A 13,249-nucleotide genomic window follows, 5' to 3' on the forward strand; every position below is an offset into this window, starting at 1 on the left:
TGCGCTTCAGTTGAGGTTCACGGACCCACCCAGGATGCGCTGGGTGGCCGTGGCGTAGCTGGTGATGTAGTGGCCGCGCAAGTGGATCTGGCCGTCCGCCGTCAGCACGATCGCCGCCTCGCCGCAGCGCAGTTCGATTTCACGTGCGGCGGTCAGCATGACCCGCTCTCCATCGACGCGCGCTTCAGGCGTTGCCGCCGGCTGCGGCACGATCATGAAGCCAAGCACCACCGGCCGGCGTGGATCGCCACTCTCGAAGCCGAGCGCCACCGCTTGCCCGAGATGCTGCGCACTCAGCGGCACGAGACTGCGCGCATGCAACCCGGCCAGACCCCAGGCATCGACGCTGACGCTGGGCGTACCGTCGGCAGCCAGTGCCTCGAGCCGGCCGACTGCGATGCCTTCGGCCCGAAGCGGCGGGGCCGAACGTGCGACGACGTGGTCAAGCAGCGTCTGCGCGGATGCCGGTGCTTCCTCCAGCACGGGCGCGGCCGCGGCGCGGGTTTCGGGTTTCATCCGTTCTCCTGGATCTTCTTGCCGTTCATCACGATGTTGCCGTCCGCGTGATAGACCTGCTCGCCGCTGGTGCCCACGCTCAGCGTGTGGCCGTTGAGCGTGATGGTGCCGTCGGACTTCATGGTCAGCACCGATTTGCCGACTGTGACGGTGAACTGGTCGGCCACCGTAATGTGGTAGCTCTTGCCCACCAGCGTCTGCTTGGACAGGCCGATCTGCTGGAACTGGGCCAGCGCCACGGTGGTGTTCATCGCGCCGCCAACGCTCACCTGATAGCCGAGACCGATGGTCAGCGCCTTGGCCAGCCCGATGGTCTCGGCCTTGGCCATGGCGATGGTCTCGGTCTTGTTGCCGCCGATCGTGACGCTGCGGTTGTCGCCGATCTTGACGGTCTCGTTCTGGCCGACGTCCTCGGTACGGTTTTCGCCGATGGAGATGGTCTCGTTGTGGTCCACCCGCTCGGCGCGGTTGTTGTGCACCGTGATGGTTTCGTTGTTGTCGACCGTTTCCGTGCGATCGTGCTTGACGTGCACGGTCTCGTCGTGGTCGATGGTCTTGCTGCGGTCGTGGCCGACCCAATGGCTCTCGTTATTCTCGACCTCGATGCGCTGGTCCTTCTCGGCATGCAGCCAGACTTCCTCGGCGCCCTTCTTGTCCTCGAAGCGCAGCGCATTGGCATTGCCGTAGGCACCCTCGGTGGAGCGCGACAGGATGCCGGTCTGCGTCTTGTTGGCCGGCAGTTCCCACGGCGGCATGTTGTCCTGGTTATAGACGCGGCCGGTAATCAGCGGGCGGTCCGGATTGCCGTCCAGCCATTGCACCAGGACTTCCTGCCCGATCCGCGGGATCGCAACGAAGCCGAAGTTGCTCCCCGCCCAGGTGCTGGCAACGCGCACCCACGCCGACGATTTCTCGTTGTAGCCGCCTTCGCGGTCCCAATGGAACTGCACGCGCACGCGGCCGTACTCGTCGGTGTAGATTTCCTCGCCCTTGGGGCCGACCACGATGGCCGTCTGCAGTCCGTAGATGCGCGCTTCCGTGCTGTTGAAGCCGCGGCCCGGGCGCCATGGGATCTTCTTGCGGATGCAGGTGAGCGAGCTGCTGTAGTCGGACTTGCGGCTTTCCCGCGTCTCGTAGTTATTGCTGATCGTATGCCTGGCCTCGAGGATAAGGAACTCGTCGTCCTCCGCATCCGCGCCGGAGACAGGCAGTCCCATGCGCCCGGAGAGCCTGAAGGTGCGGCCGCACTGGCTGCGGTCGTCGTCGCCGCTGGCCTCGAAGTGCTTGCCCGCCGCTTCGATTTCCTCGATGCGCAGGCGCACGAAGTCCTGGCCCGCGGCGGCGTCCTTGAAACCGTAGGCGCCGGTATATTCGTAGACCTCCAGCTCCGGCAACCGGCCCTGCCGGTTCACGGTGGGCACGTCCGCGCGCACCGGCCGGGGATTCTTGAAATCGAAGCTCGACGCCGCATACGCGGTTGCGGCCACCGTGCGGACCGGCGAGAAGGATGTCAGGCCGCAGTCGATGACGCCGCTCTTGCCTTGCCAGGCCATCTGCCCGCCGCCGTCGATGGGCTCGGCCTGGGTACTGTCGCCGCACAGCACCAGGGTATGGCCGTCCTTGCGATGCTCGTACCAGTAATGCCAGCCCTTGGCTTCCCAGCGCCGGTGCAGGTAGTTGTAATCGGTCTCGTCGAACTGGCAGGCTTCGGTCATGCGCTCGTCGTTGTGCAGCGCCCTGGTCGTCCAGTCCCGGACTTCGTAGTCGTCGAAGATGCTGGTGGTCTGCTCTTCGATGGTCCTGTCGTGGAACAGGTAGTTGTCGCGCCGGTAACGCAGGAAGGCCAGCCATGGCAGCAGCACCATGTCGTAATAGGAGAAGCCGGCATCGTTCCTGACGAAGCGGAAATCGAACACGTAGCCGTTGAAATAGCGCAGGCTGCCGTCCTCGCGCACCAGTTCCACGGTGACCATCCTGCCCATCACGTCCTTGAGCGCGATGTCGGGGTTGTCGGACAGGATCTCGACCGTGAACCGGAAATCGCGGGAAAGTCCCTCGCTGGCTTCCAGCCGGTTCGCCACCATCAGCGCGCCGGCGGGCCCGTCATCGTGTGGAAAGGACAGCCGCAGCAGGCGCTTGTTCTGGCGCTGGCCGTTCATCAGGGCCTGCAAGGCCCGGGCGGCTTCGAGCATGTTTGTCATTTGGCTTCCCCCACGCCGGGCCAGAACCAGCTCCACAGATCCACGGTGTTTCTCCCGGCGTCGAGCGGCACGGTTGGCCGCCTTCTTCGTACCAGATGCTAACTGGCAAATATGGCAAAACTGAGAGGGAAAATTCTAAGCAGGATTCCTTATGCCCGCTCTTCGACAAACTAAAGGCAGGCATTAGGGAAATCTTTATCGCGGTGGGCGATCGAGACAGGAGGGAAGGGGGCTGGAGAGGCAGGGTCGGGGGCGCCGCAAATCCGGGAAGCCCAAAAGCAAAACCCCTCTGTACCTGACGGCACAGAGGGGTGCTTACCTGCCAATGACTTCCCGTGCTGAGCACTGGGCCGTCAAAAATAAGATGGTGGCGAATCAGGGACTCGAACCCCGGACCTGCGGATTATGATTCCGTCGCTCTAACCGACTGAGCTAATTCGCCAACGAAGACTGAGATTATACCTGTGCTTTCGCGGCTGTCAACACCTTCCCGCGAAAATTCTGCAGGGGCAAACCGCCCATAAAAAACGGCAGGCCGGATGGCCTGCCGTTCCTGTCATCGCCGCACGACCGCTCAGTCGTTGGCGTAGATGTTCACGTCCTTGGTCTCGCGGATGAACAGCGCACCGATGACGAAGGTAATGGCTGCGATGATGATCGGATACCAGAGGCCGTAGTAGATGTTGCCGTTCTGGGCCACCAGCGCGAACGAGATGGTGGGCAGCAGGCCGCCGAACCAGCCGTTGCCGATGTGATACGGCAGCGACATCGAGGTGTAGCGGATGCGGGTCGGGAACAGCTCCACCAGCATGGCGGCGATCGGGCCGTACACCATGGTCACGTAGATCACCAGGATGACCAGGATCGCCAGCACCATGACCGTGTTCATCTGTGCCGGGTCGGCCTTGGTGGGGTAGCCGGCGGCGGCCATCGAGCTGCCTACTTCCTTCTTGAACGCTGCGATCTGCTGCTTGCTGGCCTCATCGAAGCTGTGGCCGTTGACCACCTGGGCGTTGAAGGCCTTGATCTCCTTGTCGCCGATCTTGACCGAGGCCACCGTGCCGGCCGGAGCTTCCACCACCTCATAGCTCGCCGAGGCCTGGGCCAGCGTGCGCTTGGCGATGTCGCAGGAACTGCGGAAATCGATCTCGCGCGCAATCGGGCTGCCCTGGAACGAGCACTGTTTCGGATCGGCGGTCACGACGATCTGCGCGCTTTGCTGGGCACGCTCGAGCGCCGGGTTGGCGTAGTGGGTCAGCGCCTTGAACAGCGGGAAGTAGGTCAGCACGGCCAGCGCGCAGCCCGCCATGATGATCCACTTGCGGCCGATCTTGTCCGACAGCGCGCCGAAGAAGATGAAGAACGGCGTGCCGATCACCAGTGCGCCGGCGATCAGCAGGTTGGCCGTCTTGGCATCGACCTTGAGCACCTGCGTCAGGAAGAACAGCGCGTAGAACTGGCCGGTGTACCAGACCACGGCCTGGCCAGCGGTCAGGCCGAGCAGGGCCAGGATCACGATCTTCAGGTTGCGCCACTGGCCGAAGGACTCGGTCAGCGGGGCCTTGGAGGTCTTGCCCTCGGCCTTCATGCGCTGGAATGCCGGCGATTCGTTCATCGACAGGCGGATGTACACCGACACGCCGAGCAGCAGGATCGACAGCAGGAACGGGATGCGCCAGCCCCAGACCTCGAAGTTCGGACCGGTTATTTCGCGGCACATCAGGATCACGATCAGCGACAGGAACAGGCCCAGCGTGGCCGTGGTCTGGATCCACGACGTATAGGCGCCGCGCTTGCCATGCGGCGCGTGCTCGGCCACGTAGGTGGCGGCACCGCCGTACTCGCCGCCGAGCGCCAGGCCCTGCAGCATGCGCAATGCGATCAGGATGATCGGCGCGGCCCAGCCGATGGTGGCGTAGCCGGGCAGCAGGCCGACGATGAAGGTCGACAGGCCCATGAGCAGGATCGTCACCAGGAAGGTGTACTTGCGGCCGATCATGTCGCCCAGGCGCCCGAACACCAGCGCGCCGAACGGCCGCACGATAAAGCCGGCGGCAAAGGCGAGCAGCGCGAAGATGAAGGCCGAGGTCGGGTCCAGGCCGGCAAAGAACTGCTTGGCGATGATCGCCGCCAGCGAGCCGTAGAGATAAAAGTCGTACCATTCGAACACCGTGCCCAGCGATGAGGCAAAGATCACCTTGCGCTCTTCGGCAGTCATCGGTGCGTTTTGCGCGCCCCCTCCGGGCACTGCAACGTTTTGCACGTTTGCCATGTTGTCTCCTCTGGAATGGATTCTCGGGCGGGGCGCGGCAGCGCGGGAAAGGCCCGTAACGCCGGCCGGTTGCCTGAGTTGCAGAGGATTGTGGGTGGCGAAACTTACTGCGTTCTGACAGATCGCTGCGCGGAACTGCCAAAAATATCGGGGTATACGCTAGCCACTGGCGCGGCCGGGGATGCTGCGCCGCAGGGGCCACCGGGACCCGCATGGCGCGATGGCGCGCTTTACCGGCGTGCGGCTATGCAGCATCGACGCCGGTGCCGCGCGAGGCGCCCTGCGAAGGCAGCGGCGCGGCAGCGTGCTCGCTGTCCGAGACGCTGTCAGCTTCCTCGTCGGCGCGGTTCATGCGCCAGGCGTAGAGCGCGGCCATCAGCACGTAGATCACCAGCGCCCCCTGCGCGCCGACCCAGAACGAGAACGGCCAGCCGAAGAAGTCGAAGCGCAGCTCGCGCGCGAACCAGGCCACCACGAACGTGACCACGAACCAGACGCACAGCAGCCCGGCGATCCAGCGCAGGTTGCGGTGCCAGGCCGCGCGCTGGCGGGCGTCCGGAAAGCGGGGGGCGGGATTCTGGTTCATGCGGGCGGGGTTTCAGCTGGCCGGCGCAGCGTCACGCGGAAATGCGCGCCCGCCAGCCGTGGCGATTGCTGGTAGACGTGATCGTCGATGCGGACTTCGCCGCCATGCTGCTGCACGATCTCGCGCACGATGGCCAGGCCCAGCCCGCTGCCTTCGCTATTGGTGCCAAGCACGCGGTAGAAGCGTTCCATCACGCGCTCGCGCTCGGCCGGCGGGATGCCCGGGCCGGTGTCTTCGACGTCGAGGTAGGCGAAGGGCTCGAAGGCATCGGCGCTCACTCGTACCGTGGCATGGCCGCCACGCGGTGTGTAGCGGATGGCGTTGTCGAGCAGGTTGTTCAGCATCTCGGTCAGCATCAGCCGGTTGCCCTGCACCATCACCGGGTGGTCGTCCGCATCGAGCCCCAGGTCGATCTCGCGCGCCCACGCCTGCGGCAGCCAGTCCTTGACCACCTCGCGCGCCAGCGCTGACAGATCGAGCGCCGCCATGCCGCCGGTGCCGGCCAGGTTCTCCATGCGCGCCAGCGACAACAGCTGCGTGACCAGGTGCGCGGTGCGCTCGGAGCTGCCGGCGATCTGCGCCAGCGAGCGCCGCAGCTCTTCGGGCGACTGCTCGCGCTGCGCCAGCTCGGCCTGCATGCGCAGACCCGCCAGCGGGGTCTTCATCTGGTGCGCGGCATCGGCGATAAAGCGCTTCTGCGTCTGCACCGACTGGTCCAGCCGCGCCAGCAGGTCGTTGAACGACCCCACCAGCGGCGTGATTTCCTGCGGCGCGGCGCGCTCGTCGATCGGGCTGGTGTCGCCGGGATTGCGCGCGCGGATGCGCTGCTGGATCGCGGCCAGCGGCTGCAGCCCGCGCGACAGTCCGAACCACACCAGCACCACCGCCAGCGGCAGGATCACGAACTGCGGCAGGATCACGCCCTTGATGATCTCGTTGGCCAGCCGCGCCCGCTTGTCGAGGGTCTCGGCCACCTGCACCAGCACCGGCTGCGTGCCGCTGACATGCTTGAGCTCGATATACGTGTAGGCCACGCGCACGTCGTTGCCTGCCACGCGGTCGTCGCGCAGCGACACCAGGCCGGCATGACCCTGGTCTTCCTCGGACGGCAGCGGCAGGTCCTGGTCGCCGGCGATGTACTCGCCGCGCTTGCCGACCACCTGGTAGTAGATGCTGTCGGTCTCGTCGGCGCGCAGGATCTCGCGCGCCGACAGCGGCAGCTGCAGCGTGATGCGGCCGTTGACCTCGCGCACCTGTTGCGACAGTACGATGGCACTGGCTTCCAGCGCGCGGTCGAAGGGGCCGTTGGCGATCGACTTGGCGACCAGGTAGGTCACCGCGATGCTCATCGGCCACAGCAGCAGCAGCGGCGCCAGCATCCAGTCGAGGATCTCACCGAACAGCGAGCGCGGCGCCGGATGCGCGGTGCTTTCTTCCAGGTGCGGCAGCGCATCGGCCAGCTCCTGGTCGCCGGCATCGGCGTCGGCCGTAGCGGAGGAGGGCGGCGCGGCGCGGTGCGGGCGCCGCCAGGGCAGTTGCAGCAGGCTCATCTCGACGGATTATGCGAACGGTTCGTGCTCGGTGCCGGTCGCGCGGGTTCGCCTGCGGAAGCGGGTTCTGCGGACGGGTTGGTCAGGGGTGCGTGGCGACCGCCGGCTGGAATTTCTCCAGGCAGTAGCCCAGCCCGCGCACCGTGGCGATGCGGATGCCGCCGACCTCGATCTTCTTGCGCAGCCGGTGCACGTAGACTTCGATGGCGTTGTTGCTGACCTCTTCGCCCCATTCGCACAGGTGGTCGACCAGCTGCTCCTTGGACACCAGCCGGCCGCTGCGGGTCAGCAGGATTTCCAGCAGGCCGATCTCGCGCGCCGACAGGTCCAGCATCTGGTCGTTCAGGTAGGCGATGCGCCCGACCTGGTCATACGCCAGCGGCCCGTGCCGCATCAGCGTGGCGCCGCCGCCGGCGCCGCGGCGCACCAGCGCGCGCACGCGCGCCTCCAGCTCGGACAGCGCGAAGGGCTTGGCCATATAGTCGTCGGCGCCCAGGTCCAGGCCCTTGACGCGCTCGTCCACGCTGTCGGCGGCGGTCAGGATCAGCACCGGCAGCATCGCACCGCGCGCGCGCAGGCGCTTGAGCACCTCCAGCCCGGACATGCGCGGCAACCCCAAGTCCAGGATCAGCAGGTCGAAGCTCTGCGTCGACAGCGCCGAATCGGCCTCGAGCCCATTGGCGACGTGGTCGACGGCATAGCCGGAGTGGCGTAACGAGCGCGTCAGGCCATCGGCCAGCACGTCGTCATCTTCGGCGATCAGAATGCGCATGGTTGTCTCCACCTGGCCGGCAGAGCCGGCGCCGGGAAACGGATGAATCGGGGCGATGGGGCTTGCCAAGCATACTGTTTTTTTATACAGTACCCGCATTCCGCACGGGCTGCCGGGCGCGTCATCATTGCGTTCGTGCAATCGAGATCGTCATCGCGTTCGAGCAGCTGGGCCGCGCAGACAGCCGGGCCGGGCGCTGACACCGAAATGCCGGTATCGCGCCACATGCGGCCTATTTATACACCATTGATTCAAGGACGACCATGGACGACAAGAAGGCAGGTGCCGGCGTGAGCGCCGAGAAGCAGAAGGCGCTTGCCGCCGCGCTCTCCCAGATCGAGAAGCAGTTCGGCAAGGGCTCGATCATGCGCCTGGGCGACGGCGAGGTCGAGAAGGACATCCAGGTGGTATCCACCGGTTCGCTCGGCCTGGACATCGCGCTTGGCGTTGGCGGGCTGCCGCGTGGCCGCGTGGTCGAGATCTATGGTCCGGAATCGTCGGGCAAGACCACGCTGACGCTGCAGGTCGTGGCCGAGATGCAGAAGCTGGGCGGTACCTGCGCCTTTATCGACGCCGAGCACGCGCTGGACGTCAGCTACGCCTCCAAGCTGGGCGTGAACGTCGGCGACCTGCTGATCTCGCAGCCGGACACCGGCGAGCAGGCGCTGGAAATCACCGACGCGCTGGTGCGCTCGGGCTCGATCGACCTGATCGTGATCGACTCGGTGGCGGCGCTGGTGCCCAAGGCCGAAATCGAAGGCGAAATGGGCGATTCGCTGCCCGGCCTGCAGGCCCGCCTGATGAGCCAGGCGCTGCGCAAGCTGACCGGCACCATCAAGCGCACCAATTGCCTGGTGATCTTCATCAACCAGATCCGCATGAAGATCGGCGTGATGTTCGGCTCGCCGGAAACCACCACCGGCGGCAACGCGCTGAAGTTCTACGCCTCGGTGCGCCTGGACATCCGCCGCATCGGCTCGATCAAGAAGGGCGACGACGTGATCGGCAACGAGACCAAGGTCAAGGTGGTCAAGAACAAGGTGTCGCCCCCGTTCCGCGAAGCGTTCTTCGACATCCTGTATGGCCAGGGCATTTCGCGCCAGGGCGAGATCATCGACCTGGGCGTGGACGCCAAGATCGTCGAGAAGTCGGGCGCCTGGTACAGCTACAACGGCGACAAGATCGGCCAGGGCAAGGACAACGCGCGCGAATACCTGCGCGAGAACCCGGACATCGCCGACGAGATCGAGAACAAGGTGCGCGCGGCGCTGGGCGTGGTCGCGATGAACACCTTGCCGGCGGAAACACTGCAGGACTAAGCGCCAGCGCGGGCCGCTGCAGCAGCCGGAAAGGCCGGGGCATCGCCGATGCGCCGGCCTTTTTGCTTTGCCTGTCTTGTTTGACTATGGCCTGCGCCAACGCCTGTAACTATCGATGGCAACCCGTCCCCCGCTTTCCTTGAAGGCTCGCGCCGTCGGCTACCTGTCGCGCCGCGAGCACAGCCGCGCCGAGCTGGCGCGCAAACTGGCACCGCATGCCGAATCGCCCGAGCAGCTCGATCAGCTGCTGGACGCGCTCGAGCGTGAGAACTGGCTGTCCAACCAGCGCTTTGCCGACAGCCTGGTGCATCGCCGCGGCGCCCGCTATGGCACCGCGCGCGTGATGCAGGAAGCCAAGACCCACAAGCTGGACAGCGAACAGCTCGGCGAGCTGCAGGAGCGGCTGCGCGCCACCGAGGCCGACAGGGCGCGCGAGGTCTGGCGCAAGCGCTTTGGCACGCCTCCGGCGACGCCGGAGGAGCGGGCCAAACAGATCCGCTTTATGGTGGCGCGGGGATTTTCGCGCGGGGTGGTCGGCAAGATCATCGCGGGCGCCGACGAAATGCTGGGCGAGGATGGCGAGGGCTGAGGCGGGAAGTGGCTGATAGGCAATTTTCCGCCAGCCGTTCCGCCGACGATTACGCTGCGATTACCCGACCTGTCGACAGGTGTATTCACTGCAATGCACAAGCCGCTGTTGCCTTGCGGACACGCCCGCTGCGGGCTTGCATCAGCCGTTTTCCCGCTTGTACTGGTGCATTGCGGCACGCGCGCCCGCCTCGCCGCCGCGCCATGGTCGGCCAACAATCGACACCCGACAGTCGCCGCGGCAGGATGTTCCCGGGCAGCGCAGCGCGGCATGTTAAACTCCCCGGATTATTTGGCGCCGTGGCGCCGCCGTATCCAGCCCCCGGTTCTTCCGTTGGTTCTTCAGTTTTTCCCAGCCTGGCCATGCCTCTGTCCCAGCCCGTCAACCGCTCCCCGCGTCACCGCCGTGCCATCACGGCCGATGCGTACCAGAGAGAAGACGGCCTGTGGGATATCGAGGTGCGCCTGACCGACACCAAGCCCCGCGACATCGAACTTGCCGGCGACCGCATCCGCCCGGTGGGTCAGCCCCTGCACGACCTGTGGCTGCGCATCACGATCGACGAGGCCATGACGGTGCTGGACGCCGAGGCGTGCTCGGACTGGGTGCCGTACCCGTCGCAGTGCGACACCATCGGCCCGGCCTACCGCAAGCTGATCGGGCTGAATCTGCTCAAGGGCTTCCGCAAGGCGGTGCGCGAGCGCCTGGGTGGCATGCAGGGCTGCTCGCACCTGACCGAGGCCGCCGGCGTGTTGCCGACCACGGCGATCCAGGCCTTTGCCGGCGAAGTCATCAATATCCGCGACAACGGCGAGGACGATCCGAATCCGGAGCCGCCCTATCAGTTGAACGGCTGCCACGCCCTGCGTTTCGACGGCGAGGTGGTCCGACAGTTTTACCCGCGCTGGTATGGTCACCAGCCGAAGCCCAAGGTACGGGCCGAGGCAGCGCCTGCCGTCGCGACCGCGCCTCAGGCGCCGCCCGCGGCCAATGGCGACCGCGGCAATGACGGCAACGACGCTGTCCCGGCCGAACGGCCGACCGGCACCTCCGGCTGATTCTCAGGATTAGCCAGCCAGACGAGAGAGTTCGTCTCCATTCAGATTCTTCCCTTCTACCTTTTACGCCTACCCGAAAGGAAACACGCATGAATATCCATGAGTATCAAGGCAAGGAAATCCTGCGCAAATACAATGTGCCGGTTCCGCGCGGCATCCCCGCGTTCTCGGTTGACGAGGCCCTGAAGGCCGCAGAACAACTCGGCGGCCCGGTATGGGTCGTCAAGGCCCAGATTCATGCGGGTGGCCGCGGCAAGGGCGGCGGCGTGAAGGTTGCCAAGAGCATCGACGACGTCAAGACCTACGCTTCGAACATCCTGGGCATGCAACTGGTCACGCACCAGACCGGTCCGGAAGGCAAGAAGGTCAACCGCCTGCTGATCGAAGAAGGCGCCGACATCAAGAAGGAACTGTACGTTTCGCTGGTGGTGGACCGTGTTTCGCAGAAGGTCGCGCTGATGGCCTCGAGCGAAGGCGGCATGGACATCGAAGAAGTCGCTGCCCACAGCCCGGAAAAGATCCACACCCTGATCATCGAGCCGTCGGTCGGCCTGACCGACGCTGAAGCCGACGACATCGCCCGCAAGATCGGCGTGCCCGACGCCAGCGTGGCGCAAGCCCGCCAGGCCCTGCAAGGCCTGTACAAGGCGTTCTATGAAACCGACGCTTCGCTGGCTGAAATCAACCCGCTGATCCTGACCGGCGACGGCAAGGTCATCGCGCTGGACGCCAAGTTCAACTTCGACTCGAACGCGCTGTTCCGTCACCCGGAGATCGTCGCCTACCGCGACCTGGATGAAGAAGACGCCAACGAAATCGAAGCCTCGAAGTTCGACCTGGCCTACATCTCGCTGGACGGCAACATCGGCTGCCTGGTGAACGGCGCCGGCCTGGCCATGGCCACCATGGACACCATCAAGCTGTTCGGCGGCGAGCCGGCCAACTTCCTCGACGTGGGCGGCGGTGCCACCACCGAGAAGGTGACCGAAGCCTTCAAGCTGATGCTGAGCAACCCGAACGTGCAGGCCATCCTGGTCAACATCTTCGGCGGCATCATGCGTTGCGACGTGATCGCCGAAGGCGTGATCTCCGCTTCCAAGGCCGTGCACCTGACGGTGCCGCTGGTCGTGCGCATGAAGGGCACCAACGAAGACCTCGGCAAGAAGATGCTGGCCGACTCGGGCCTGCCCATCATCTCGGCCGACACGATGGAAGAAGCCGCCCAGAAGGTGGTGGCCGCTGCCGCTGGCAAGTAAGCCGTCGCACGAACGCAACCATACGCGAACGCGAGCGGTGCGCAGGCGCTCCCTTGAGCCCCTGTGCGCGCCGCTCGTAGCCAAGCAAAGGATTACAGTATGTCGATTCTGATCAACAAAGACACCAAGGTCATCACCCAGGGCATCACCGGCAAGACCGGCCAGTTCCACACCCGTGGCTGCCGCGACTACGCCAACGGCAAGAACGCCTTTGTAGCAGGCGTGAACCCGAAGAAGGCTGGCGAAGACTTCGAAGGTATTCCCATCTACGCCAGCGTCAAGGACGCCAAGGCCCAGACCGGCGCCACCGTGTCGGTCATCTACGTGCCGCCCGCAGGCGCCGCTGCCGCGATCTGGGAAGCCGTTGACGCCGACCTGGACCTGGTGGTCTGCATTACCGAAGGCATTCCCGTGCGCGACATGATGGAAGTCAAGGACCGCATGCGCCGCGAGAACAAGAAGACCCTGCTGCTGGGACCGAACTGCCCGGGCCTGATCACGCCGGACGAAATCAAGATCGGCATCATGCCGGGTCACATCCACAAGAAGGGCCGCATCGGCGTGGTGTCGCGCTCGGGCACGCTGACGTACGAAGCCGTGGGCCAGCTCACTGCGCTGGGCCTGGGCCAGTCGTCGGCCGTCGGCATCGGTGGCGACCCCATCAACGGCCTGAAGCACATCGACGTGATGAAGATGTTCAACGACGATCCGGATACGGACGCCGTGGTCATGATCGGTGAGATCGGCGGTCCGGACGAAGCCAACGCGGCCAACTGGATCAAGGACAACATGAAGAAGCCGGTGGTTGGCTTCATCGCTGGCGTGACCGCGCCTCCGGGCAAGCGCATGGGCCACGCCGGCGCGCTGATCTCGGGCGGTGCCGATACCGCGCAGGCCAAGCTGGAAATCATGGAAGCCTGCGGTATCAAGGTGACCAAGAACCCGTCGGAGATGGGCCGCCTGCTGAAGGCAATGCTGTAAGTTGTACCTCCTCATTCCCGCCAGCGCGGGGATGAAGAACCCGGACAATGCCCCCGCCTGTGCGGGGGCATTGTCATTGTGGCGGACGGTTTCAGCGATGCCCGGCATCGAACATTACAAAATTGAAATCTAATCGAAAGGTTGGTGGG

Annotated in this window: 11 protein-coding genes and 1 tRNA gene; 5 read left to right on the plus strand and 7 right to left on the minus strand. The window is 65.2% G+C overall.

Going from position 1 to position 13,249, the window contains the following annotated elements; genetic code table 11:
* Positions 1-6: 6 nt before the first annotated feature.
* The 7 genes from AB1I47_RS17165 to AB1I47_RS17195 all read right to left on the minus strand — a co-directional run bounded on the left by AB1I47_RS17165 (position 7) and on the right by AB1I47_RS17195 (position 7,897).
* The gene (locus tag AB1I47_RS17165) at positions 7-516 is read right to left on the minus strand and encodes a DUF6484 domain-containing protein (protein ID WP_354684940.1); all 510 of its coding nucleotides are present in this window, start codon (positions 514-516) and stop codon (positions 7-9) included.
* Complete coding sequence (locus AB1I47_RS17170; protein WP_354684941.1) at positions 513-2,717, minus strand: type VI secretion system Vgr family protein; 2,205 nt, start codon at positions 2,715-2,717, stop codon at positions 513-515. The genes AB1I47_RS17165 and AB1I47_RS17170 overlap by 4 nt, the downstream gene beginning before the upstream one ends.
* Before the next feature lie 365 nt (positions 2,718-3,082).
* Positions 3,083-3,159 (minus strand) — tRNA-Met (locus AB1I47_RS17175).
* A 132-nt stretch (positions 3,160-3,291) separates the two neighbouring features.
* On the minus strand, positions 3,292-4,989 hold the full coding sequence (locus tag AB1I47_RS17180; RefSeq protein WP_354684942.1) for an MFS transporter: 1,698 nt from the start codon (positions 4,987-4,989) through the stop codon (positions 3,292-3,294).
* A gap of 244 nt (positions 4,990-5,233) precedes the next feature.
* Positions 5,234-5,575: a DUF4212 domain-containing protein gene (locus tag AB1I47_RS17185; protein WP_354684943.1), complete on the minus strand. Its 342-nt coding sequence runs from the start codon at positions 5,573-5,575 to the stop codon at positions 5,234-5,236.
* Positions 5,572-7,125 (minus strand): sensor histidine kinase, encoded by a 1,554-nt coding sequence (locus AB1I47_RS17190; protein ID WP_354684944.1) that lies wholly within the window; start codon positions 7,123-7,125, stop codon positions 5,572-5,574. Before AB1I47_RS17190 ends, AB1I47_RS17185 begins: the two co-directional genes overlap by 4 nt.
* Positions 7,126-7,207: 82 nt before the next feature.
* Positions 7,208-7,897 (minus strand): response regulator transcription factor, encoded by a 690-nt coding sequence (locus AB1I47_RS17195; RefSeq protein WP_354684945.1) that lies wholly within the window; start codon positions 7,895-7,897, stop codon positions 7,208-7,210.
* 263 nt (positions 7,898-8,160) lie between these two features.
* On the opposite strand from AB1I47_RS17195, the gene recA reads away from it, so the two are divergent.
* The 5 genes from recA (at position 8,161) to sucD (ending at position 13,100) form a co-directional block, all read left to right on the plus strand.
* A complete protein-coding gene (recA, locus tag AB1I47_RS17200; protein WP_354684946.1) occupies positions 8,161-9,216 on the plus strand; it encodes a recombinase RecA in 1,056 nt (351 codons plus the stop codon).
* Positions 9,217-9,331: 115 nt separating this feature from the next.
* Positions 9,332-9,805 carry a recombination regulator RecX gene (recX, locus tag AB1I47_RS17205; protein WP_354684947.1) on the plus strand — a complete coding sequence of 158 codons (474 nt, stop codon included), beginning with the start codon at positions 9,332-9,334 and terminating at the stop codon, positions 9,803-9,805.
* 362 nt (positions 9,806-10,167) lie between these two features.
* Complete coding sequence (locus tag AB1I47_RS17210) at positions 10,168-10,863, plus strand: DUF2889 domain-containing protein (protein ID WP_354684948.1); 696 nt, start codon at positions 10,168-10,170, stop codon at positions 10,861-10,863.
* 89 nt (positions 10,864-10,952) lie between these two features.
* A complete protein-coding gene (sucC, locus tag AB1I47_RS17215; protein WP_354684949.1) occupies positions 10,953-12,119 on the plus strand; it encodes an ADP-forming succinate--CoA ligase subunit beta in 1,167 nt (388 codons plus the stop codon).
* 99 nt (positions 12,120-12,218) lie between these two features.
* Positions 12,219-13,100: a succinate--CoA ligase subunit alpha gene (gene sucD, locus AB1I47_RS17220; RefSeq protein WP_354684950.1), complete on the plus strand. Its 882-nt coding sequence runs from the start codon at positions 12,219-12,221 to the stop codon at positions 13,098-13,100.
* Positions 13,101-13,249: the final 149 nt, after the last annotated feature.

The organism is Cupriavidus necator (assembly GCF_040578825.1).
Lineage (GTDB): Bacteria > Pseudomonadota > Gammaproteobacteria > Burkholderiales > Burkholderiaceae > Cupriavidus > Cupriavidus necator_E.